The 24464-nt window shown below is 32.1% G+C and carries 17 protein-coding genes; 6 read left to right on the forward strand and 11 right to left on the reverse strand.

Translation table 11 applies throughout. From position 1 onward, the window contains the following. Position 1 precedes the first annotated feature (1 nt). The gene (locus tag H0I32_RS12120; protein WP_218747073.1) at positions 2 to 4309 is read right to left on the reverse strand and encodes a gliding motility-associated C-terminal domain-containing protein; all 4308 of its coding nucleotides are present in this window, start codon (positions 4307 to 4309) and stop codon (positions 2 to 4) included. Positions 4310 to 4640: 331 nt separating this feature from the next. After that, positions 4641 to 6494, reverse strand: a complete 1854-nt coding sequence (locus H0I32_RS12125; RefSeq protein ID WP_179313705.1) for a LysM peptidoglycan-binding domain-containing protein — start codon at positions 6492 to 6494, stop codon at positions 4641 to 4643. Positions 6495 to 6863: 369 nt separating this feature from the next. On the opposite strand from H0I32_RS12125, the gene der reads away from it, so the two are divergent. Together der and H0I32_RS12135 are read left to right on the forward strand one after the other, a co-directional pair. After that, positions 6864 to 8168: a ribosome biogenesis GTPase Der gene (der, locus tag H0I32_RS12130; protein WP_173587936.1), complete on the forward strand. Its 1305-nt coding sequence runs from the start codon at positions 6864 to 6866 to the stop codon at positions 8166 to 8168. Between the two features lie 264 nt (positions 8169 to 8432). Beyond that, positions 8433 to 11213 carry an outer membrane beta-barrel protein gene (locus tag H0I32_RS12135; RefSeq protein WP_179313706.1) on the forward strand — a complete coding sequence of 927 codons (2781 nt, stop codon included), beginning with the start codon at positions 8433 to 8435 and terminating at the stop codon, positions 11211 to 11213. Here the strand turns inward: H0I32_RS12135 and H0I32_RS12140 are convergent. Genes H0I32_RS12140 through H0I32_RS12165 form a run of 6 tightly spaced genes read right to left on the reverse strand, consistent with a single transcriptional unit; the run spans position 11210 to position 14958 of the window. Then, entirely contained in the window at positions 11210 to 11719 is a 510-nt protein-coding gene (locus tag H0I32_RS12140; protein ID WP_173587938.1) for a TPM domain-containing protein, read from the reverse strand. The genes H0I32_RS12135 and H0I32_RS12140 overlap by 4 nt on opposite strands. Positions 11720 to 11763: 44 nt before the next feature. Further along, positions 11764 to 12597, reverse strand: coding sequence for a TPM domain-containing protein (locus H0I32_RS12145; protein ID WP_179313707.1), 834 nt, complete (start codon positions 12595 to 12597; stop codon positions 11764 to 11766). Continuing rightward, complete coding sequence (locus H0I32_RS12150; RefSeq protein WP_179313708.1) at positions 12597 to 13034, reverse strand: TPM domain-containing protein; 438 nt, start codon at positions 13032 to 13034, stop codon at positions 12597 to 12599. The genes H0I32_RS12145 and H0I32_RS12150 overlap by 1 nt, the downstream gene beginning before the upstream one ends. Positions 13035 to 13046: 12 nt before the next feature. After that, positions 13047 to 13643, reverse strand: coding sequence for a LemA family protein (locus H0I32_RS12155; protein WP_179313709.1), 597 nt, complete (start codon positions 13641 to 13643; stop codon positions 13047 to 13049). 12 nt (positions 13644 to 13655) lie between these two features. Continuing rightward, entirely contained in the window at positions 13656 to 13985 is a 330-nt protein-coding gene (locus H0I32_RS12160) for a MerR family transcriptional regulator (protein ID WP_173587942.1), read from the reverse strand. A 1-nt stretch (position 13986) separates the two neighbouring features. Further along, positions 13987 to 14958, reverse strand: a complete 972-nt coding sequence (locus H0I32_RS12165; RefSeq protein WP_173587943.1) for a M23 family metallopeptidase — start codon at positions 14956 to 14958, stop codon at positions 13987 to 13989. Positions 14959 to 15089: 131 nt separating this feature from the next. Here H0I32_RS12165 and alaS point away from each other — a divergent pair, with 131 nt between their 5' ends. Beyond that, positions 15090 to 17726, forward strand: coding sequence for an alanine--tRNA ligase (gene alaS, locus H0I32_RS12170; RefSeq protein WP_179313710.1), 2637 nt, complete (start codon positions 15090 to 15092; stop codon positions 17724 to 17726). A gap of 203 nt (positions 17727 to 17929) precedes the next feature. After that, positions 17930 to 18883 (forward strand): GSCFA domain-containing protein, encoded by a 954-nt coding sequence (locus H0I32_RS12175; protein ID WP_173587945.1) that lies wholly within the window; start codon positions 17930 to 17932, stop codon positions 18881 to 18883. Between the two features lie 30 nt (positions 18884 to 18913). Here H0I32_RS12175 and H0I32_RS12180 read toward each other — a convergent pair whose 3' ends face one another. The 3 genes from H0I32_RS12180 to H0I32_RS12190 form a co-directional block, all read right to left on the reverse strand. Beyond that, a complete protein-coding gene (locus H0I32_RS12180) occupies positions 18914 to 21022 on the reverse strand; it encodes a glycoside hydrolase family 9 protein (protein ID WP_179313711.1) in 2109 nt (702 codons plus the stop codon). Between the two features lie 43 nt (positions 21023 to 21065). Further along, the gene (gene coaD, locus H0I32_RS12185; RefSeq protein WP_179313712.1) at positions 21066 to 21527 is read right to left on the reverse strand and encodes a pantetheine-phosphate adenylyltransferase; all 462 of its coding nucleotides are present in this window, start codon (positions 21525 to 21527) and stop codon (positions 21066 to 21068) included. 61 nt (positions 21528 to 21588) lie between these two features. Continuing rightward, the gene (locus H0I32_RS12190) at positions 21589 to 22563 is read right to left on the reverse strand and encodes a D-alanine--D-alanine ligase (RefSeq protein ID WP_179313713.1); all 975 of its coding nucleotides are present in this window, start codon (positions 22561 to 22563) and stop codon (positions 21589 to 21591) included. A 125-nt stretch (positions 22564 to 22688) separates the two neighbouring features. Between H0I32_RS12190 and H0I32_RS12195 the strand changes: the two genes are divergently transcribed. Both H0I32_RS12195 and H0I32_RS12200 read left to right on the forward strand, forming a co-directional pair. Further along, positions 22689 to 23237 (forward strand): PASTA domain-containing protein, encoded by a 549-nt coding sequence (locus H0I32_RS12195; RefSeq protein WP_179313714.1) that lies wholly within the window; start codon positions 22689 to 22691, stop codon positions 23235 to 23237. A gap of 9 nt (positions 23238 to 23246) precedes the next feature. Further along, positions 23247 to 24284: an RluA family pseudouridine synthase gene (locus H0I32_RS12200; RefSeq protein ID WP_179313715.1), complete on the forward strand. Its 1038-nt coding sequence runs from the start codon at positions 23247 to 23249 to the stop codon at positions 24282 to 24284. Positions 24285 to 24464 lie beyond the last annotated feature (180 nt).

The raw sequence follows: 24464 nt of genomic DNA on the forward strand, positions 1-24464 counted from the left end.
ATTATCTATTTAAATAGACCCTCCCTTGTTTTGGTTCTCGTTCTCCATCATTAAACTCTAATATGTAAAAATAGACACCAGAAGGTAATACAGAGTTGTCCTTTTTGCCTGTTCCATTCCATTTAGGTGAATTAATATTCCCTTCATAAAATATATTACCATATCTATTATAGATGCTTAATTTAAAATTTGGGTATAAATCATTTAAGTATAAAATATCAAAAACATCATTAATTCCATCTCCATTAGGTGAGAATCCATCTGGTATTAAGAGTTCTTCAACACATGAAACTAAATTAAGAGTAAACTCTAACCTAGTGTTACTTTGACAACCATATTCGGATTGATAAGCAGCATAATACGTTAAGCCATTTATTAGGGTTTCTGTAGAATCATATGGGGTTCCATTTGTTGATTCGTCATACCAAATTATATCATTATCTTCAACAGAGACGATATTGTTTGTTAAATCGGCAACAGTTAAAATATCCCCTAAACAATATTCAATGTCATTATTTATAATTTCAGGTATTAATGATTCTTGGATTTCAATTTCAAATGGCTCTAAAGTGTCTGTTATTGCACTACAGTTCTGATTTAATGCAAAAAGATGAATTATTGTTATTATACTATTTCCTGGATTACTTAATAATGAAGCAGGAATTACTAGAGCAGCATTACCATCAATTATTGTTATTATTGTTGTATTAATAGAATTGTTTGATCCGGTTATTGAGTATTCTATAGAATAATCAGCATCGGTTAATTGAGTCGCATTTGTTATATTAATGACAATGTCTTCATTGTTTTGACAAACAAAATTATCATCCATTTGTAATGTTAGTCCCGTAGCATTCGGTATTTCTAGTATTGTTACGGTTACTGTTGCAGTATCTGTAATATTACACTCAGTAGAAGTTAATGTGTATGTATAATCACCAGCTTGATCTATATTTGGGTCAAATTCTCCTGTTCCACTAGCTAATGATGGTGTCCATATTCCTCCTGCATCTGGAGTACCACCTAGATTATCAAATAAATCAGTAATAGTATCATTAGAACATATATTAATAATGTTATCATTACCCGCATTTGGTGGTGCAATAAGTGTAACAGTAACAGAAGCTGTTGCCTCAGGGCAGGTAGATGAGGTATTTGAAACAGTATAAGTGTAAATGCCAGGCGCATCAACATTAGGATCAAAAAGACTTGAACCACTAGTTAATGCAGGACTCCATTCTCCTCCTAGTTGAGGTGTACCTTCTAAAACATCGTATAAATCAATCGTGTTTAATTCGTCTGAGCAGAATTCAACAGAACCGTTAGCACCTGCATCATTTGGATTTGAAATAGTTATAATCATACTAGAAGAACTTGTACTACATGAATTAGTTACTTCATATGTATAAGTGCCAGCTACATCAATACTAGGATCAAATATATCTGTTCCACTATTTAATAAAGGAGTCCATGTTCCTCCAATATCAGGTGTTCCATTAAGGCTTTCATATAGGTTAACTATATCATTACTGCAAATATCTATTGTAGTGTTTGTACCAGAATTAGGTTCTTGTAAAATAGAAACTTCTACGTTTGCTGAAGAATCAGGACAAGAGGCTGTGCCTAATATTGTGTAGGTATAAGTTCCTGCCGTATCAAAAGAGGGATCAAAAAGTCCAGTTCCACTATTAAGGGTCGGTGACCAAGTACCACCAGTGCTTGGTGTGCCATTTAAATTATTAAAAAGATTAAAAGGACTGTCGTTTTCGCAAACTTCTACAGTTCCATTTTCACCTGCGTTTTCATAAACTGAAATAGATATATCTACTGTTGCCGTAGCATAACCACAAGAAGAAGAAGGGTCACCAATAGTATAAGTATATATGCCACTAGGGTCTATAGTAGGATCAAATATATTTGTACCACTGTTAAGAGATGGTGACCAAAAACCTCCGGTTTCAGGTGTTCCATTAAGAGTTTCAAATAAATTAATTGTATTTTCATTATTACTACAAATATCTAGTACTGCATTTGAACCTGCGTCAGGTACTTGTAAAATAGAAACTTCAACGTTTGCTGAAGAATCAGGACAAGAGGCTGTGCCTAATATTGTGTAAGTATAAGTTCCTGCCGTATCAAAAGAGGGATCAAAAAGTCCAGTTCCACTATTAAGAGCAGGAGACCAATTACCACCAGTGCTTGGTGTGCCATTTAAATTATTAAAAAGATTAAAAGGACTGTCGTTTTCGCAAACTTCTACAGTTCCATTTTCACCTGCGTTTTCATAAACTGAAATAGATATATCTACTGTTGCCGTAGCATAACCACAAGAAGAAGGGTCACCAATAGTATAAGTATATATGCCACTAGGGTCTATAGTAGGATCAAATATATTTGTTCCACTATTAAGAGACGGTGACCAAAAACCTCCATTTTCAGGTGTTCCATTAAGAGTTTCAAATAAATTAATTGTATTTTCATTATTACTACAAATATCTAGTACTGCATTTGAACCTGCGTCAGGTACTTGTAAAATAGAAACTTCTACGTTTGCTGAAGAATCAGGACAAGAGGTAGTGCTTAATATTGTATAGGTATAAGTTCCTGCTGTATCAAATGAGGGATCAAAAAGTCCAGTTCCACTATTAAGAGTAGGGGACCAAGTACCACCAGTACTTGGTGTGCCATTTAAGCTATTAAAAAGATCAAAAGGACTGTCGTTTTCACAAACTTCTATAACTCCATTTTCACCTGCATTTTCATAAACTGAAATAGATATATCTACTGTTGCCGTAGCATAACCACAAGAAGAAGGAGAACCAACAGTGTATGTGTAAATACCACTAGGGTCTATAGCAGGATCAAATATATTTGTTCCACTATTAAGAGACGGTGACCAAAAACCTCCATTTTCAGGTGTTCCATTAAGAGTTTCAAATAGATTAATTGTATTTTCATTATTACTACAAATATCTAGTATAGCGTTAGAACCAGCATCAGGTTCTTGTAAAATAGAAACTTCTACGTTTGCTGAAGAATCAGGACAAGAGGTAGTGCTTAATATTGTATAGGTATAAGTTCCTGCTGTATCAAAATTAGGGTCAAAAAGTCCAGTTCCGCTATTTAAAGCAGGAGACCAAGTACCACCAGTGTTTGGTGTGCCATTTAAACTATTAAAAAGATTAAAAGTGCCATTGTTTTCGCAAACCTCTATAGCTCCATCTTCACCTGCGTCTTCATTATCAGAAAAAGATACATTAACTGTTGCGGTAGCATAACCACAAGTAGCAGGTGCACCAACAGTGTATGTGTAAATACCGCTAGGGTCTATAGCGGGATCAAATATATTCGTGCCACTGTTAAGTGATGGTGACCAAAATCCTCCAGTATTAGGTGTTCCTTCTAATGCTGTAAATAAATTAATTGTTGAATTATTATTTTCACAGATATCTACTGTTGCATTTTCACCTGCATCAGGGAAATTATTTAAAATTACTGTTATAGCTAATCTAGCAGTACTTTCACAGGGAGGATCTACAGCTGTGGCATAATAAGTTTGTCCATTAACTAAAGGTGTTGAAAGAGGAAGAGTTACAGCGGAAAATAAGGAGTTATACCAATTATTATTGCCGGTAGCAACTAAATCGTTAAGTGTAGGCTGAAAACTAGAAGAAATACAAAATTGTTGAATTGGATCTCCTTCAGGTAAAAGTGTGGATCCAACATTAACTAAAACAGATAGTCTTGATGTTCTACAGTTTCCATCAGGACTTGCTTGATCTGCATAGTATAAAGTATCATCTATTAGAACATCAGTTTCATTTAAAGGAAGCCCACCTGATGATGTTAAATACCATTGTACATCATTTCCTACAGCGTTTAAGCTACTAACAGTTGCAAGTGAAGGATCATCTATACAAATACCTTGATAATTATCTCCAACGGGAGCACTGTAGATTATGACATCTACTCGAGCTCTTGTGGTACAAGTACCTGCGTTATTATCGGCATAGTAGTCTTCACCGCTAATTAGACCTTGTGAATTTGATAAAGGAGTTGTCGAGGTTGCCGAATCGTACCAAACAATACCTCCACCTGTGTCAGTTGCTTGTAAGTCACTAACTAAAACAGATTGTACATTACATAATGATTGTATAGGTTCTGTTACTGTAGGGCATTGAGCATAAGCAGGTGTAAGTATGCCGTTAATTGACAACGTAAGAAACACTAAAAACGTAGTATAACTTTTAAAACTGTACTTTTTGGCTCTCATAAATTTGTAATAATTATTTTTTGTTGAAATTGGCATAGAGCAGCAAATTCAAAATAAAACTATCTTCTTGCCAAATTGTGGGGAAGGGAAACAAATATATGTAATTAGCTTAAATATAACAAAATTAAAGCCTTGCAGTTTTTGTTTTTTGGATTCTTGTGTTTTTTGGGGTTAAATACCTGTTTTTTAGATTTTTATAAATTTTTTAAGTAAAACAAAACGTGTTGTTTGTCGTTGTTTTGTGTATTTTGCGGATGGATTTTTGGGGAAAAGAGCTCTTTTAGTGAGTATATTGAATAAGATTTTAAGTTTTTTTTGTGTAATTTAAGATAATTATGATGCTTATTTATGTAGCTGTTTTGAGCAATTAATCGACTTCTAATATGCCTTCTTCAGAATTATATTGCATTAAATAAATTCCTTTATTAAAATAATAACCATCTTTTATTTTTTTATACTCAAACTTTAAATGAGGTTGTGTAGAGATGATATTATTGATTGTTTCTTCAAATGATGAATCTTGAGAGATTCTTAATAAAGCATCTAAAGTGACATTAAAACCTAGAATAGAATTTTCTGTAGGTGCTGTATCGAAAATACTTTTGTATTTGTTTTCAAAATCTGTAATGTCAGACTTATTTAAAGAATTTGTGTTTGAAGGAAAAATGAGTTTCAATATTTTAAATCTCATCTCTGAAACTTGATTTTGTTTTGAGATCAGTTCAGATTCTATCATAACCAATTGAATATCATATTCTGATAATTCTCTCATCAAGGCCGTAGTTGTATTTAATAGAATGATCGTTTTGTCGCTGTCTAAAACAATATAATTAAGCTTGGTTTTATCTAATGTGCTTTTTAGTTTTTCAGAATTAAAAAAACCAGAATTATTTACTTTTAAAAATTTAGAATCAGGAAGTATCTTTTTAATTAGAGTTTTATTTTTAGCTTCATCTAAATCGCTAACCACAATTGTATTAGCATTCTGTTTGGCCAAATAATTTAAAGTCTTTGTTTTCTGAATAGTGTCTGACGGAATAGATTTATAAATATTAATATTATCACTACTGTTTAGATTCGATTTTATGTCAATAATTGAAACAGATTTATCAGATTTAATTTCTGGAAATTGTGAGTTACCATCTAAAAATGGAACTAAAATAATATTCTTATTATAAGGACTGTTAACTGTTAATTTAGATTCTGCTATATTCTTTTTTATTAAAGTAACATCAAACTCAAGCTTCAAAGCTTTAGCGGAGTCAATTGCTATTTGAGCTCCTTGGAAAAAATCAATATATTTTTTATAGTCAGTACTAACTTCTAGTGTTTTTTGTCGCCCCTCAGGAGAACTTAGCTCATCGCTTGAAAAAGGAGTATAAAAATAAATTCCGTTAGCTGTGTTTTTAACTAAATTAGCATATAAAGCCTCGTTATTGTTGGTTATAATTTTTGGTGGCTTTTCTGTCTCAATATTTTTAGTGGAATCAGAATTGTTTAATGTGTTTTTTACATCATTAGTTTGCGTTATATTGGTAGGCACTTTTATTATATCTCCTGTAACAACTGCTGTTTTTAATTTTGGATTTAGGGTAATCAAATCTTCCGTAGACATCCCTGTCATCATAGAGAGACTATAAAGTGTTTGTTTTGGTTTTATTACGTAGTCTTTATATCCTTTGATTTTTGTTTTTACCTCCGTGATAGTGGTAGTGTCGGTTGTAATAGAAGGGGTCGTGGTATTTGTTTCTGTAATAACCGTTTCTTTTATGGTTGAAGTCGTTTCTTCTGCTTCGGTTTTAGTGTTATTTAAATTGATAATATGCCCTGTTTGAAGCATATTTCTAATATGAGGATTTTGTTGTTCTAATTCATTAATACTGACACCGAAACGACGAGAAAGGCTAAATTTTGTGTCTCCTTTTTGTACTACATAATTTTTTACGGTGTCGTTATTGCCACTTGTAACTGTAGGTTTATTGTTGCTTGAGTTATTGTTAGTCGAGGAAGAATTTGGTATGCGCAAAATACTTCCTACATAAATTACTTGTTCAGATCCTGGGTTAAGCTTAAAAATAGAATTAGGAGTTACTCTATATTGTCTAGATATCATGTAGATATTTTCCCCTTCTTTAACAACATGCTCTTTGTAGTCCTCTTGAGCAAATAGTGCATAAGAATTGAAAGCTAAAATTAAGATAAGTGTAAGTAATCTCTTCATTATTTTTTTTGAATTATTAGGCGTAACACATTATTTTTTAGGTGATAAATAATGTGTGTTTTTATTATTGTAGGTTATGATAAATCTGTAGGAATTGGGGCTGTTCCTAAAAAAAAATAGATCTATACAATCATTAAAAAATGTGTAAAAAAAACCTGTTTATTATAGGTGATAAAATTACTAAAAATTAAGCTAACTTTCCTAAATTAATACATGTTATCAAGAGGGGATTAATAATTTTTATTTGGTTTTTTAATTTATTTTTTATGCAATAAAAATTATTTATGCTATATTAAGGAGTGAAAAGTCATAAATAGTGCTCTATAAGAGATAAGGATATAGTATCTTTGTAGACTTAAATAAAAATCAATGAGTAATATTGTCGCTGTAGTAGGTCGTCCAAATGTAGGGAAGTCGACATTTTTTAACCGTCTTATTAAAAGACGTGAAGCTATTGTAGATGCCGTTAGTGGTGTAACAAGAGACCGTCATTATGGAAAGTCGGATTGGAATGGGAAAGAGTTTTCTTTAATTGATACCGGTGGATATGTCCTTGGTAGTGATGATGTTTTCGAAGCAGAAATAGATAAGCAAGTAGAGTTAGCTATTGAAGAAGCTGATGCCATTATTTTTATGGTGGATGTAGAATCTGGCGTAACTGGTATGGATGAAGATGTTGCTAAATTGCTTAGAAGAATAGATAAACCTGTTTTTTTAGTCGTAAATAAAGTTGATAACAACAAACGTGCTGAAGATGCTGTTGAATTTTATTCTCTTGGTTTAGGGGAATATTATACTATTGCGAGTATCAATGGAAGTGGAACAGGAGATTTATTAGATGCTGTTGTAAAGGCTTTACCAGAAGTAGAAGAAGTTGAAGAAGATGAATTGCCTCGTTTTGCTGTAGTAGGAAGACCAAATGCAGGAAAATCTTCTTTCATAAATGCATTAATAGGTGAGGAGCGTTATATCGTAACAGATATTGCAGGAACAACTAGAGATTCTATCGATACAAAATATAATCGTTTTGGATTTGAATTTAATTTAGTAGATACGGCAGGTATTCGTCGTAAATCTAAAGTAAAGGAAGATTTAGAATTCTATTCTGTAATGCGTAGTGTTAGAGCAATCGAGCATTGTGATGTTTGTTTAGTAGTTTTAGATGCAACTCGTGGTTTTGATGGCCAAGTTCAAAATATTTTCTGGTTAGCAGAACGTAACAGAAAAGGGATTGTAATTCTTGTTAATAAATGGGATTTAATAGAAAAGGATACAAAAACAGCTAAAGCTTTTGAGCAACATATAAGACAAGAGATGGCGCCATTTACAGATGTGCCAATTGTATTTATATCTGTATTAAATAAGCAACGTATTTTTAAAGCTATTGAAACAGCTGTTGAGGTTTATCAAAACCGTACAAAACGTATTAAAACAAGTGTGTTAAATGAAACTTTATTACCTATAATAGAGAATCAGCCACCACCAGCATATAAAGGGAAATTTGTAAAAATTAAATACATTATGCAGTTGCCAACACCGCAACCACAATTTGCATTTTTCTGTAATTTACCTCAATATGTAAAAGAACCTTATAAGCGTTTTCTTGAAAATAAGTTGCGTGATGAATTTGATTTTAATGGTGTACCTGTAAGTGTTTACATGAGAAAGAAATAAAATTTCTTATACATCATAATGATATAATATATTCCTTCTGAAATGATTTTCAGGAGGAGTTTTTTATTTTAAGTACAGTCAGTTTATAGTGGTTATGTTAAAATGACATTTTATGATAAGTGTTTGTCATTAGTTGTTTAGAGTGTTATTTTATAATAATTTTAAGAGTTTTAATAACATTTATAACTTTCTTGCGTTTTTATCCTAGAAAATCATCAATCAATCAATCAATCAATCAATCAATCAATCAATCAATCAAACTACATGAAGAAACTAACCTTAGTATTAGCATTCTTATTTGCATTACATGCATTCTCTCAAGAAAAATCATTCGAACTTACAGGAACATTAAAAGCAGAAGACACACAATTACCTTTAGAGTCTGCTACAGTTTATTTAGAACGTGTAAAAGATAGTTCAGTGGTCACTTATACTATTACAGATAAAAATGGGAAGTTTAAAATTGAAAATTCAACATACGACCAAGCATTAAATTTCTATGTATCATATGTTGGTTACGGTACTTACTTTAAGAAAGTAGAAATAAATAAAGAGAAGATAGATTTAGGAATAATCTCAATGTCTCTAGATAATCAACTTGGAGAAGTTTTAGTGAAATCTACAGCTCCAATAACTATAAAGAAAGATACTTTAGAATTTAATGTAAAATCTTTTAAAACAAAAAAAGATGCCAATGTTGAAGATTTACTAAAGCAATTGCCAGGTGTTGAAGTGGATGAAGAAGGGAAAATTACTGTAAATGGAAAACCTGTAAATAAAATTTTAGTAAATGGTAAACCCTTTTTTGGTGATGACACAACAATTACAACTAAGAATTTGACTAAGGAGATTATTGAAAAAATTCAAATTGTAGATACTAAAACAAAGTCAGAAGCTTTTACAGGAGAAGAAGGTGATCAAGAAAACAAAACCATTAACCTTACTATTAAAGAGGAGAATAATAAAGGTGTTTTTGGTCGTGTATCCGCAGGTGCAGGTACAGATGATCGTTACGAGTTTGCAGGCATGGTTAATCTTTTTGATAATGACAGAAGAGTAAGTGTGCTTGCAGGAGGGAATAATACAAACTCGCCAGGATTTAGTTTCGGTGAAATCTCAAAAATGTTTGGACGAGGAGGAGGTGTTTCTTTTAGTAGCAACGGTTCTTTTAGCTTAGGCGGTCGCTCTTTTGGAGGAGGTGAGGGCATTACAACATCTCAAAATGCAGGTGTTAACTATGCTGATGTTATAGGAGAAAAAACAGATGTGTCTGCAGATTATTTTTTCTCATCAAGTAATTCTGAAAATGAATCGTCATCTGAACGTGAGACTATTTTATCTGATTCAAGATATTTTACCAATTCAAATTCTAGATCAGATAATGATACGGATAATCATTCTTTTAATTTAGAATTCGAAATAGAAACGGATTCGACCTTTCAAATTAATATAGAACCTTCTTTTGGTTATTCTAAATCTAGAACACGTTATCTAAGTAACGAAGAAAGTTTAGACGAAGATATGTTATTAACAAATCAATCTAATGTTAACTCAAATGTAGAGAGTGATGTAAGAAGATTTTCTAATGATATCTCTATAACTAAGCGATTAGGGAGTCGAGGTGCTTTTATTAAGGCTGAGTTAGAAACGAGTGTTAATCAACAAGAAAGTGATGACTTTTTAGAATCTAATACAGAGATTTTTGGTAGTAATCCAGAAATTATAGATAGAAATCAGTTCACAGATGGAGAAAAGCATAGCTATGGTGTTTCTGCAAAATTATCTTATAGATTACCAATAGTATCAAAGAAGTTTTTCTTAAATTTTGATTATGAATACGCTAGAGATAAAGATAATAATAGAGAGAGTACTTTCGATTTCAATAATAGTACACAAGACTTTACAGATTTTAATACCAATTTAAGTACGGATTTTCAATATACAGATTATAGAAGTATACCGTCAGTAGGTTTGTCTTATAGAGGTGAAAAATTATCAGGGAGTTTCGATTTAGGTTACAACATTAGAACTTTAAAAAATCAAGATTTATTAAGACCAGAATTTAATGTAGAACGCGATTTTGAAAATCTAGAAGTAGATTCTTATCTAAACTATAGGTTTAGTCCTAAGTCTTCTATTTATGTTAATTATTGGTTAGATAATCAGCCGCCAGGATTGAGGCAACTTCAAGCTTACGAGGATGTATCAAATCCGCTTCAAACTATAATTGGTAACCCTAATTTAGAACCTTCAAATAACCACGAGTTTTATCTTGGATATAACGGATTTGATTGGCAAAAACGTACAGGTTTTTATGTGGGAGCTAATGTTAGTGTTTCTGATAATCAAGTGGTGTCTAAAACTACTATAAATAATGAAACACTTAAGCGAACTACGACTTATGTTAATGTAGATGGTAATTATAATTTTGGTATATGGGGAGATTATAGTAAAGATTTTAAAATTGATACATTAAGAACTATTAAATTAAAATTGAGAGCAAATTATAACATATCCGAAAGTATTAATTTTAATAATGATGTTAAATACGCAAGTAAGTCAGATAGAGTGTCACCTAGATTAGGTTTAGATTTTATATGGGATAAAGTGTTAGAATTTAAACCTTATTATCAGATAAACTTTACTAATACGGCTTATGATATAGAGGCTTTTGATGATCGTAAATTTACAAGTCATAATGCAGGAGTTAGAACGGCTACTTTTTTACCTAAAAACTTTGAGTGGCGAAATGACATTAGCTTTAATTACAATCCTGATATTGCTGATGGTTTTCAGAAAAGTGCTTGGTTCTGGAACTCAACTTTGGCTTATAGCATGTTTAAAGATAAAGCTGTTGTTACATTAAAAGTGTACGATTTGTTAAATCAAAATACAAATGCTAGTCGTACGGCAACTCAAGATTATATTGAAGACAAGCAGAGTACTGTATTAAGACAATACTTTATGCTAAGCTTAAGTTATAAGTTTAATAGTTTAGGTAGTAAAGGAGAAACAGATGATAGTGGAGTTATCTTTTTTGATTAATCCCAAAGCAGAATTAAAGAATCTATAGCTTTATCAACACCTTTATAATAGTCTTGGTTTTTAAATTCAGGAATCATTAATTGATTGATAATGATTTTACAGTCGTTATCCGTAATTGTTTGTTCTGTTCCAATTCCGGTAGAGATTGCCATTTGTCTATCGAATTTTGAAATTGTAATTAAAAGACCATTGTTTTTATCTTTTTGTCCTACTCCCCAAGAATTTGCAACTTGAGTTCCATAATATTGAATAGTATTATTTTGGGGGATTGAATCTATGGTTAGAATTGCAATTTGATTGGTTGTCTCTTCTTCATATTGAAGAATTTTTTGTGTTAAAGAATCTTTTTCAATATTTAAAAATAAATTTGATAAGTCTACAACTCTACTTTGAGATTCGTTTAAAGGAAATGACGAAGAAATAGCTGTTGTTTCTGGTTGTTTTCCTTTGCAACTCGAAAATAAAAGCATCAAAATAAGAAGCTTAAAAATGTATTTTAATGGCATTGATATATGTTATTAATATTTGTGACAAGTAGTTTTTAGCTCAACTACCATCCTCCAGAAGCACCACCGCCTCCAAAGCTTCCGCCTCCAAAACCACCGCCGAAGCCGCCGCCTCCGAAACTTCCTCCGCCAGAGCTACCGCCAAAACCTCCAAAACCACCTGAAGATCCTTTAGAATAACTTCCACGTCCCATATTGCTTAAAATTATAGCTTCGAGTAGTCCTCTGTTGCCAGATCGGTTTCCGCCGTTACCACCGTTTCCGCCACGGCTACTTTTAGAAATAGCAATAACAAAAATGATGAATATAATAATTAAGAAGAATATTACTTGAGGAGGAAAATCACTCTCTGTAGTTTGTCTTGTGCCTTTATATTCGCCAGTCATGACTTCAAATATGGCATCTGTCGCACGATTTAATCCGCCGTAATAATCGTTTTGTTTAAAATAAGGTATAATGTCATTATTAATAATCCGCTTGCTCATCGCATCAGTCAATAGATGCTCGGTACCTTTACCTGTGCTAATGTTTATTTTTCGGTCATCTCTAGCTAAAAGAATAAAAATACCATTGTCTTTATCTGCTTGACCAATTCCCCATTTTTCACCCCATTGTGCTCCCAAATAGTTAATGTATTCACCATTTGTAGAGCTAATTATTGCCACCACAATTTGTGTTGAGGTAGAGTCTGAATAACGAATAAGTTTTTGTTCTAAACTGCTTTTTTGTGCAGCGGATAACAAATGAATAGCATCATCGTAAACACTGGTTTGAAATTCTGGTTTTTCAGGAATGTCGTATTGTGCCATTCCTATAAAAGGACTGGCTAAAAATAAAACGAATAAAACTTGAAATAAAATGTGTTTTGATTGTTGCATTATCCTTTAGAAATTGAATTATCTAACTCGTCTTTGTCATCATCATTCCAAGGGAAATGTTGAGAAAGTGCTTTTCCTGCTTCTGTTATACCATCAATTAAACCTTGTTTAAAATTACCAGATTTAAATCGATTAGAGATTTTATCGCGAGTAGAATTCCAAAAATCTGCACCAACAATATTGTTAATTCCTTGATCGCCTAAAATGACAAAAGATTTATTGTCTACTGCAACATAGATTAATACTCCATTTCTTTGTTGGGTATTATTCATTTTTAAAAGATGAAAAACCTCTAGTGCATGTTCGTAAGCATCGATATCACATTTCTGTTCAATATGTACACGGATTTCACCTGAGGTTTTGTTTTCAGCAATTCTAATAGCTTCAACAATTTCAGCTTCTTCGTTAGAAGTCAAGAAAAGTTCAATATTTGGCATAATTAGATTTTATTAAAAGTCGAAATTAACATCTACTGCATTCTCACTTCCTGCGTCAGATTTATATCTTGGCATTTCTTCAAAACCAAACCATCCTGCTAAAACTGATCCTGGGAATTTTTTAATGTGGATATCATAGATATTTACAGACTCATTATAACGATCTCTCGCAATGTTAATACGGTTTTCTGTACCTTCTAACTGACTTTGTAATTCTAAGAAGTTTTGATTTGCTTTTAATTCTGGGTAACGTTCTACAGAAACTAAAAGTTTAGATAATGCTCCGCTTAAGCCACTTTGAGCTTGTTGAAATTGCGCCATATTATCTGCTGTTAGTCCACTTGCATCTATTGTCGTAGAAGTTGCTTTTGCTCTTGCTTCAATAACTGCTGTTAAAGTAGTTTTTTCAAAATCAGCAGCACCTTGTACCGTTTTTACTAAGTTACCGATTAAATCATTTCGTCTTTGGTAAGAGCTTTCTACATTAGACCATGTTGTTTTAGCATTAGCTTCATAAGTTACTGCTGTATTATTAAATCCTACAGCCCATTTGTAAATACCAAAAGCTAATATTGCGATTACGATTACAGGAACTAACCATTTTTTCATGATAATTTAGTTTTAAAGTTGATTTTTTATTTTGTTTAATTGTGCTTTTATACTTTCAAGCTTTTCAATGATTTCAAATTTTTCTAGAGCTTGTTTTTTTTCTTCTTTAAGGTGTGTTTTTGCACCTTCTAATGTAAAGCCTCTTTCTTTTACAAGGTGATAAATAAATTTAAGATTCTTAATATCTTCAGGTGTAAATTTTCTATTGCCTTTGGCATTCTTCTTTGGTTTTAGAACATCGAATTCTTTTTCCCAAAAACGGATTAGTGATGGATTTACATTAAAAGCTTTGGAAACTTCCCCAATGCTATAATAAAGTTTATCTGGTAAATCTATATACATCTTAATCTAGAGATTGATTTTCTAATGATGCTTTCTTCAATAAAATATCATACTCCTCAGCTGATAAGTTACCGTAATAGAAATTAATAGGGTTAATGCGTTCCCCATCTTTAAAAACTTCATAATGTAAATGTGGGGCTTCAGAACGTCCTGTACTACCAACAAATCCAATTAAATCTCCTCGTTTTACACGTTGATTTACCTTAACATTATATTTGTACATGTGGGCATACAATGAGACATAACCATAACCATGATCAATACGAATATGATTTCCATAACCCGTAGATCTGTTATCCGCACGTTTTATAACACCATCTCCCGAAGCATAAATTGGTGTTCCACGAGGTGCTGTAAAATCCATACCATAATGAAACTTACGAACCTTTGTAAATGGATCTGTTCTGTAACCATAGCCAGAAGCCATACGTGTTAGATTTACATTATTTATAGGTTGAATTGCAGGAATAGCTTCAAGAAATTTTTCTTTATGATCAGCTAGTTTCGCTATTTCATCTAAAGATTTAGATTGTACAACAATTGCTTTTTCTAAAATATCTAGTCGTTTATTGCTTTCTGCAATTAATTGCGAATTATCAAAGCCTTCATATTTTTTATAACGATTAATTCCTCCAAAACCAGCGCGTCTTTGTTCTGTTGGTATTGGGTTGGCTTCAAAATATAATCTGTAAATAGCATTGTCGCGTTCTTCAACATTTTCTAATGCGGCAATAGCATCGTCCATGCGTTTGTCTAATAACTCATATTGCAATTCCATGTTTTGCAATTCTCGAGCCATTTCTCGTTCTTTTGGCGATTCAATATATTGACTAGCAATAAGGACAAAAAGAAATCCAAAGAGCGCAGCAGCAGTTAAAAACACACTTACATACTTAACTGTTGTTGATTTTTTACGCTTTATTTTACGATAAGAAAGCGTTTCAGAATCATAATAATATTTTACTTTAGCCATGTTTGAATTTATACTATTTTTGCATCTAATAAAGGCAGTAAATAAGCTTTTTAATTAGCCTAACGTCCAAAGATAAAAAAATAGTTTTGCATTTTTGACAATTAATTAAAAACAAGATCTAATTTCAATATATGAAGTCTCAAGATATACGTTCTAAATTTTTAAGTTTCTTTGAAGGAAAGCAACACCTTGTTGTTCCTTCTGCACCAATGGTTTTAAAAGATGATCCAACGTTAATGTTTGTTAATGCTGGGATGGCGCCTTTTAAAGAGTACTTTTTAGGAAATGCAGAACCTAAGAAAAATAGAATGACAGATTCTCAGAAATGCTTACGTGTTTCGGGTAAACATAACGATTTAGAAGAGGTTGGTTATGATACGTATCACCATACTTTATTTGAAATGTTAGGGAATTGGAGTTTTGGTGATTACTTTAAAAAAGAAGCAATTGCTTGGGCTTGGGAGTTACTTACTGAGGTTTACGGAATAGACAAAGATATTTTATACGTTACTGTTTTTGAAGGAAGCGATGATGCTGATAACTTAGAAATGGATACGGAAGCTTATGACCTTTGGAAACAATTTATTTCTGAAGATCGTATTTTAAAAGGAAACAAGAAAGATAATTTCTGGGAAATGGGTGATCAAGGACCATGCGGACCTTGTAGTGAAATCCATGTCGATATCCGTTCTGCTGAAGAAAAAGCAAAAGTAGATGGGAAATCTTTGGTGAATATGGATCATCCGCAAGTTGTGGAAATCTGGAATTTGGTATTTATGCAATACAACAGAAGAGCCAATGGTTCTTTAGAAGCATTGCCAAATAAACATATTGATACGGGAATGGGGTTTGAGCGCTTATGTATGGTGTTACAAAATGTACAATCTAATTACGATACTGATGTTTTTACACCGATTATTCGTGAAATAGAAACCATTACAGATAAAAAATACGTAGGGAAATCGAGCAATTTACCTAAAGAACAAGAGGAAATAAATGTAGCTGTTCGTGTTATTTCAGATCACGTAAGAGCTGTAGCGTTTTCTATCGCTGATGGTCAATTGCCAAGTAATACAGGAGCTGGTTATGTGATTCGTAGAATATTACGACGAGCTATACGATATGGTTTTACTTTCTTAGATAAAAAAGAGCCTTTCATTTACCGTTTAGTAGATGTATTGAGTAAAAAAATGGGAGATGCATTCCCAGAGTTAAAAGCACAACAAACTTTAATTGAAAATGTAATTAAAGAAGAAGAGGCTTCTTTTCTTAGAACTTTAGATCAAGGATTAGTTTTATTAAATAGAGTTGTAGAAGAAACTAAAGGCGATACTGTTTCTGGTGAAAAAGCATTTGAATTATATGATACTTATGGTTTCCCTATAGATTTAACGGCTTTAATTCTTTCTGAAAAGCATTTAAAACTCGATGAAAAAGGATTTAAGGAACAATTAGAAAAACAGAAAAAAAGATCGCGTTCTGCAAGTGAAACTTCTACGGAAGATTGGACGGTTTTAGCAGAAGATGATGTTGAAGAATTTATTGGTTATGATGCATTAGAGGCTAATGTGAAAATTACGAGATACCGAAAAGTGACTTCTAAAAAGGATGGTGAAATGTACCAGTTGGTATTTAATTTAACACCGTTTTATCCTGAAGGTGGTGGTCAAGTAGGAGAGCAAGGAGCATTGCAAGATGCACATGGCGATGTGGTTTATATTTTAGATACTAAAAAGGAAAATAACGTTATTATCCATTTAACTAAAGATTTACCAAAGCATATTAATGAAGGTTTTAAGGCGGTAGTTAATGCAGAACACAGAGCATTGTCTTCTAGTAATCACTCTGCAACACACTTATTACACCAAGCATTAAGAGCCGTTTTAGGAGAGCATGTTGAACAAAAAGGATCCTTAGTAAAACCCAAATCATTACGCTTTGATTTTTCTCATTTTTCAAAAGTAACTTCAGAGCAATTACAAGAAATAGAAGATTTTGTAAATGCCAGAATAGAAGGAAAGCTTCCTTTAGAAGAGCAACGTAATGTTCCTATGGAAAAAGCTATTGAAGAAGGTGCAATGGCATTATTTGGTGAGAAATATGGAGATACCGTAAGGACGATTCGTTTTGGAAAATCTATGGAATTATGTGGAGGAATTCATGTAAAGAATACTGCAGATATCTGGCACTTTAAAATAGTTTCTGAAGGAGCTGTTGCAGCAGGAATTAGACGAATTGAAGCGATAACAAATAAATCTGTTAGAGATTATTATACCGATAATAACTCTGCTTTTCTTCAAATGAAAGCCTTGCTAAATAATGTAAAAGAACCTGTAAAAGCTTTAGTAAGCCTTCAAGATGAAAATGCTGAATTAAAGAAACAAATTGAAGGATTCTTAAAAGATAAAGCAAAGAATATTAAAGGGGAGCTTAAAAATGAATTAACCGAAATTAATGGTGTTCAGTTTTTAGCTAAGAAATTAGATTTAGATGCTGCCGGAGTTAAAGATGTTTGTTTTGAATTAGGAAGTCAGTTTGATAACTTATTTTTATTATTTGGAGCTGAGAATGATGGGAAAGCAATTCTGTCATGTTACATTTCTAAAGAATTGGTAGCGAGTAAAAACTTAAATGCGGGTACTATTGTAAGAGAATTAGGAAAACACATCCAAGGTGGAGGTGGAGGACAACCTTTCTTTGCAACCGCTGGAGGTAAAAATCCAGTAGGAATAGAAGCTGCTTTAGAGGCTGCTAAGGGATATTTGTAAAATAGAAATTACTTAGAGATACACAGAGAAAAGCACAGAGATTTACAGAGGGATATATTGTTTAGCATAGAATGGAAGATAATGTTTTTATCACAACTCTCTCTGTGAAACTCAGTGAGACTCTGCGAATCTCTGTGTAACAATAATATGAATAGTAAATAATAGGATAAACCTTTACGTCTCTGCGACTTTTTTGAGAATACATGAAACTACAAACACAAATACCATTACAACCACAGCAATACAATCAAATAGACTATAACTCTAGATTGCTGTTATTTGGTTCGTGTTTTTCTGAGAATATTGGAAACAAGTTTACGTATCATAAATTTCAAACAGTAGTTAATCCGTTTGGGATATTATTTCATCCTTTAGCGATTGAAAATCTTATAACAAGAGCAATTAATAAGGATTATTACACAGAAGAAGATTTACAGTTTTATAATGAACAATGGTTTTGTTTAGATGCGCATTCAAAATTAAATCAAACCTCAAAAGAAGAATTATTAAAAGTTTTAAATTCTCAACTAGATAAGACTTGTAATGATTTGCTTAATGCAACACATATTGTAATTACATTAGGAACAAGTTGGGTTTATAGACATATAGAATCTGATAAAATTGTTGCGAATTGCCATAAATTACCACAAAAACAATTTTTAAAAGAATTACTTTCAGTAGATCAAATTTCAGAATCTTTAGAAGGAATTATCAGCTTAGTAAAAAGTATTAATCCTAAAGTTTCGTTTTTATTTACCGTATCTCCTGTTAGACATACTAAAGATGGTTTTGTAGAAAATACATTGAGTAAATCTCATTTAATCACGGCGATTAATCAAGTTGTAGAACCCAGACAACATTTGTATTATTTTCCTTCCTATGAAATTATGATGGATGAATTAAGAGATTACAGGTTTTATAATGCTGATATGATTCACCCAAATCAATTGGCTATAGATTATATCTGGGAGAAATTTAAAACGGTATGGTTATCTGATGAGGCTCTGAAAACCTCAAAAATCATTTCTACCATTCAAGCTAAAAAAGCACATCGGCCATTTAATCCCAACTCTGAAGCTCATCTAGTTTTTTTGCAGAAACTTCAAGTTGATATTGAAGATTTACAACATGAATATCCTTTTTTTAATTTTGAGTAAGATTCAAAATAGAGGCTTAAGAAAGTGCTTTTAATTTTTAATAAATTTCAAATTAGTAAGCTGTCCATTTACTTCTAAGGAAACAATATACAATCCATCAGCCAGATTTGAAACATCAATAAGTTTTCTAGTTTCAAAATTTGATAATTCTAATACTTTTTGTCCATTCAAATTAATAATATTTACGTTTGCATAATTAAAATTTGGTGTTTCAATTTTAAAAGTATTTTTAGATGGATTTGGTACCAATTTAAGCGTCTTTTCTAATATTGTAAAGTCATCATTGTTTAAGGTGTCGTCTTCTTCCATGCGAGATACAGCTGCTAATAATCGGATATAAGCCGATTGGTAGTATATGGCTGGTTCACTAAATTCCCATGAGTTGTCAGGATAACCAGTATTAAAATCTAAGTAACTTTTTTGAAGAGGTTGGTTATAAGGCGGAATTAAATTAGTATTAGCAGTATAATCCCCATTAGCACCTCCAACTAAAAAGCCTGGAGCGGGTCCATAGTCTGTAATGTCTTCATTATCCCATTGAGACCCATCATAAAACCAAGTGTGGTAGATTTCTTTAATACTATTTTCTGCACCATAACTATTCATGTTACTTAGGTAAACAAGATCTAATGGATTAACACCATGAAAATAGTGAAGCATTTCTTTTGCTTTAAGATTATAGCTTGAAGTGCTAGAGGTGTTAATATTATATTTTTTAAAAATTAAATTAAGATTTCCTGTATTAGCTTTTGCTTGGTTACTTCCCCAATGGTAGATCCAATCATTAGTAAATCCTCTATATAAATCTAACGTGTTAAATTGAAAATACTCGCTATAATTATTAGAAGCAGCCGTTTGAGCAGAATTAATAATAGTGGTTTTTAAAGCCGTATTTACCGTATTTAAAGTCGTGTAATGTAATAAGGCATCAATATTTGAAATATTATAATTATTCCATGCACCATCAGCAATAACAGCTGAGTCATCAATATTGTCAATTAAATATTGATCGTATGTGTTATTGCCCGTTAAAGCATAGAGATATATAGCTGCTGTAATAGCCATTTGGCGTTGTTCTTCTCTAGTTTTATCTGCATCACCAGCAACAATTGCACCATCATCACAGTTTTCTTGAAGTGTGTCCGTGTTTAAATAGGGTAAAGACCAGTTCCAACATAAAATTGCTTGATCTTCTAGAGTTTGTGCATAAGTTGTTAAACTAGGAAATTGACTTAATACTTTAGAGGCATGTGCGAGTACAGAGGCCGTTGAAATGGCTGCGGAAGTACAAGTAGTACCATAATATCTAATGTCGGCATTTGTACTTGGTGGCGTGCTCGTATTTTCGTTATAATTTCTGCTCCCCATTTTTATATGTACAGAACCATCTGTATTTATCATTTTTAGTAACCAGTCGAGTTCCCATTTTATTTCATCTATAAGGTCTGGGACTCCATTATTCGATTCAGGAATATTAAAATCATCACCAAAAATTTGGGGATTCTCTGTATAAGCCCATAATAAATTATGTATTGTAGATTCTGTGAAGGTTACGTATTTATTATAATCGCCTGCATCAAACCAGCCACCGCTCATATCTTTTGTCGTTGCTGTATTATTTTGGTCATAAACATCGCGAGCAGCTGTATCTTGAGTAAAAGAAATAGCATCTACATAAGGCGCTAAAACATAAGGTTCAGCTTTTTCAATACCCGCTCTGTTATAATAAAACATTTTAGAGGTTGTCTTAATAATATTATCATAAACAGTATCATTAACCTCAAATATTGCTGAAGATTCGTTAGTAGAAGTATCAAAAATATAATAGCTGCCATTGGTAATTACAGATGAAAAATCGAACCACCAACCGATATCACCAGATTGCGAATGTATATTTCCATTATTCCATTGTTGAATAGTATCTGAAAAAACAATATTATCTGTTAGTGCATTTCGAACTTCAAGTGTGCTATTTGGTGTGTAATTTAAATCACTATTAAAACCAATCTCCGGATTACTAATAACAGCAACTTTAGTCGCATTTGTTCTGTAACCAAATTGATCAATATGAATGAAATCACTGTGTTGAGCAAAACAAAATAAAGGAAAAATAAAATAGAGTATGTTTAACTTTTTCATCGTTTATTTGTTTGAAGGTTAAATATATAAAACTCTAAATTATTTAGCTTTTAGAAACTCTAACACTTTCTGGTACTAAAACCGTATAATCTCCATTATTTCTAAGTACATCACGTACAATAGAAGAGGATATAAAAGAAGTTTTAGAAGAGGTTAATAAGAATACGGTTTCTATTTTAGAGAGTTTTCTATTGGTATGAGCAATGGCTTTTTCAAATTCAAAATCAGCCGGATTTCGTAAACCTCTTAATATAAATTCGGCATTAACTTCCCTACAGAAATCAATAGTTAGCCCTTTATAAGTAACTACTTTTACTTTAGGTTCGTCTTCAAAAGATTTCTCAATAAATTGTTTTCTTTCTTCTAATGAAAACATGTAATTCTTGTCAGAATTAATACCGATGGCAACAATAACTTCATCAAAAAGTTTAATACCACGTTTTATAATGTCGTAATGTCCGTTTGTAAGCGGGTCAAAAGATCCTGGGAATATGGCTCGTTTCATCGGTGATAATGTTTTGTGGTTTACGTTAAATAAATAGACGTTATAGATTCAAAGATAATTATTATTTCAGAGCTTCTTTAATTGCACTATCAAATAAATCTTGCATACTTATTCCGGCTTGTGCAGCTTGTTGAGGTAAAATGCTTTCATTGATAAGACCAGGAACTGTATTTACTTCTAATAAATAAGGTTCATCATTTTTAAAGATAAATTCACTTCTAGAAAAACCTTTCATGTTTAAGGTTTCATAAATTCTTTTGGCTTCAATATTCACTTTACTTGCATAATCATCAGAAATACGAGCAGGTGTTATTTCTTGAGATTTACCTAAATACTTTGCTTCGTAATCGAAGAAATCATTTTCTGAAACAATTTCGGTGATTGGTAAAACGAGAGTTTCTCCTTTATAAGTAATTACACCAACAGAGACTTCTACACCATCTAAAAACTGTTCTATTATAATTTCATTATCTTCTTTAAATGAGTTGTCAATGGCAGTTTGTAGCTCTTCTTTTTTATATACTTTAGAAATTCCGAAGCTGCTACCAGCTTTGTTTGCTTTTACAAAACAGGGTAAACCTACTTTTGCGACAATAGCATCTTCATCTACAATATCACCAAAATTTAAGTAATAACTTTCAGCTGTTTTAATACCAAAAGGTTTAAGTGTTGCTAATAAATCACGTTTATTAAACGTTAATGCTGCCTGGTACATAGAACAGCTCGTTTGTGGCATATTTAGTAATTCAAAATACGCTTGCATATAGCCATCTTCACCGGGAGAACCGTGAATGGCATTAAAAACACAATCAAATTTTATCTTGGTATCGTTTACTAAAACAGAAAAATCATTTTTATCTACCGGAAATTCTTCATCCAAATCATTCACAGATACCCATTTGTTTTTAAAGATATGAATGCGGTATGCATTATATTTATTTTTGTCTAAAGTGTTAAAAACCACGTTACCACTCTTAAGGGAAATCTTGTATTCGCTAGAATAACCGCCCATTATAATTGCAATATTTTTCTTCATCTTTCAGTTTAAAAAAGCCCGAGTGTAAATGTATAATATATTTTTTATAAACTAAATGAGTTGTTCGTACGTATTTTATATATGTGTCGTTATTATTTCTTAATTTTGCCAACAATTATTTTCTTATGAGTTTTGTTAAGTTTCTTACTAGTAAAGTTTTTTTAAAACAAATTGCATTAGCTATTATAGCTGTTGTAGTTATGTGTTTTATAGCCTTGAAATGGTTAAGTGTAACCACCAATCATGGTGAGTTTATAACTGTGCCTGATTTAAAAGGTAAATCCCTAGAAACTGTTGGGATCGAGTTAAAGGATAATCATTTAGCCTTAGAAATTCAAGATTCTGCAAATTATAATCCAAAATACCCAAAGTATTCTGTAATTGAACAAAATCCAATAGCAGGATCTAATGTTAAGGAGAATAGAAAAATTTATTTAATCTTAAATCCTTCTGGTTACAGAAAGGTTGAAGTGCCAAATATTTTGAAAAGAACCTTTAGACAAGCAAAACCTCAATTAGAAGCCTTAGAGTTTACAATTGGAAAAATAACCTATAAAGATGCCATTGGTGAAGGTGTTATTTCTATGTCACATGACGGAGAAACATTAAAGCCAGGCACATTATTACCATTAACTTCTAAGATTGACTTAGTAGTGGGTAACGGTAAACTTTAAATTTATATAATGCCAAATATTCCTGAAATTTCAGACGATGCAGAAAACGAATTATACGAGCATCATGCTTTTAAAGTTGTTGCTGGTCAACAACCACTTCGTATCGATAAATACTTAATGAATTTTATTGAAAACGCAACACGTAATAAAATTCAAGCTGCCGCGAAAGACGGTAGTATTTTTGTAAATAACGTTCCCGTAAAATCGAATTACAAAGTAAAGCCTAATGATTTTATTACTGTAAAATTTGAGCATCCTCCACATGAAAATCTTTTGGTTGCAGAAGATATTGATATCGATGTGGTTTATGAAGATGATGACTTGTTAGTGGTGAACAAACCTGCCGGAATGGTAGTACACCCTGGTCATGGTAATTACTCTGGGACTTTAATTAATGCCTTGATTTTTCATTTTGAAAATTTACCAAATAACTCAAGTGAAAGACCTGGTTTAGTACACCGAATCGATAAAGATACCAGTGGATTATTAGTGGTTGCTAAGACAGAACAAGCCATGGCACATCTTTCTAGTCAATTTGCTAAGAAAACAAGTGAGCGCGAATATGTTGCTATTGTTTGGGGTAATATGGAAGAAGATGAAGGAACTATTGAAGGTAATATTGGTCGCCATCCAAAAAATAGATTACAAAACGTTGTTTTCGTAGACGATGATGAAGAGCAAGGAAAACATGCTGTAACACATTATAAGGTGATAGAACGTTTAGGTTATGTTACTTTAGTGAGTTGCAAGCTTGAGACGGGACGTACACACCAAATCCGTGTGCACATGAAATATATTGGACATACATTATTTAACGATGCGCGTTATGGTGGTGAACGTATTTTAAAAGGAACAACGTTTACAAAATATAAACAGTTTGTAGATAACTGTTTTAAAATTTTGCCAAGACAAGCGCTACATGCTAAGACGTTAGGTTTTGTACATCCAACCACAAATGAATTTATGAGGTTTGAATCTGAAGTTCCTGAAGATATGACTTTATGTATTGAGAAATGGCGCCATTATGCAAGGCATATGGATGCATAGGTAAACTTATCTTTTATTTATATCAGCATCTCATTTTTTCTACAATAGCTTCTAAAGCTTAATAGAAAAAATGAGTTGTTTTTTTTTATATATTTTATTTTGAATGTGATAGAAGCGTATCATTCAAATAGATCTTCTTCAATTTATTTCTTCAAAAATAAAAAAGTACATTCCTTGGTG

The sequence above is a fragment of the Winogradskyella sp. HaHa_3_26 genome (assembly GCF_019278425.1).
GTDB lineage: Bacteria > Bacteroidota > Bacteroidia > Flavobacteriales > Flavobacteriaceae > Winogradskyella > Winogradskyella undariae.

Bases quoted from the DNA above. Each gene is read 5' to 3' on its own strand.
- H0I32_RS12120 (WP_218747073.1), bottom strand. From the start codon at position 4,309: ATGCCAATTTCAACAAAAAATAATTATTACAAATTTATGAGAGCCAAA.
- H0I32_RS12125 (WP_179313705.1), bottom strand. From the start codon at position 6,494: ATGAAGAGATTACTTACACTTATCTTAATTTTAGCTTTCAATTCTTAT.
- der (WP_173587936.1), top strand. From the start codon at position 6,864: ATGAGTAATATTGTCGCTGTAGTAGGTCGTCCAAATGTAGGGAAGTCG.
- H0I32_RS12135 (WP_179313706.1), top strand. From the start codon at position 8,433: ATGAAGAAACTAACCTTAGTATTAGCATTCTTATTTGCATTACATGCA.
- H0I32_RS12140 (WP_173587938.1), bottom strand. From the start codon at position 11,719: ATGCCATTAAAATACATTTTTAAGCTTCTTATTTTGATGCTTTTATTT.
- H0I32_RS12145 (WP_179313707.1), bottom strand. From the start codon at position 12,597: ATGCAACAATCAAAACACATTTTATTTCAAGTTTTATTCGTTTTATTT.
- H0I32_RS12150 (WP_179313708.1), bottom strand. From the start codon at position 13,034: ATGCCAAATATTGAACTTTTCTTGACTTCTAACGAAGAAGCTGAAATT.
- H0I32_RS12155 (WP_179313709.1), bottom strand. From the start codon at position 13,643: ATGAAAAAATGGTTAGTTCCTGTAATCGTAATCGCAATATTAGCTTTT.
- H0I32_RS12160 (WP_173587942.1), bottom strand. From the start codon at position 13,985: ATGTATATAGATTTACCAGATAAACTTTATTATAGCATTGGGGAAGTT.
- H0I32_RS12165 (WP_173587943.1), bottom strand. From the start codon at position 14,958: ATGGCTAAAGTAAAATATTATTATGATTCTGAAACGCTTTCTTATCGT.
- alaS (WP_179313710.1), top strand. From the start codon at position 15,090: ATGAAGTCTCAAGATATACGTTCTAAATTTTTAAGTTTCTTTGAAGGA.
- H0I32_RS12175 (WP_173587945.1), top strand. From the start codon at position 17,930: ATGAAACTACAAACACAAATACCATTACAACCACAGCAATACAATCAA.
- H0I32_RS12180 (WP_179313711.1), bottom strand. From the start codon at position 21,022: ATGAAAAAGTTAAACATACTCTATTTTATTTTTCCTTTATTTTGTTTT.
- coaD (WP_179313712.1), bottom strand. From the start codon at position 21,527: ATGAAACGAGCCATATTCCCAGGATCTTTTGACCCGCTTACAAACGGA.
- H0I32_RS12190 (WP_179313713.1), bottom strand. From the start codon at position 22,563: ATGAAGAAAAATATTGCAATTATAATGGGCGGTTATTCTAGCGAATAC.
- H0I32_RS12195 (WP_179313714.1), top strand. From the start codon at position 22,689: ATGAGTTTTGTTAAGTTTCTTACTAGTAAAGTTTTTTTAAAACAAATT.
- H0I32_RS12200 (WP_179313715.1), top strand. From the start codon at position 23,247: ATGCCAAATATTCCTGAAATTTCAGACGATGCAGAAAACGAATTATAC.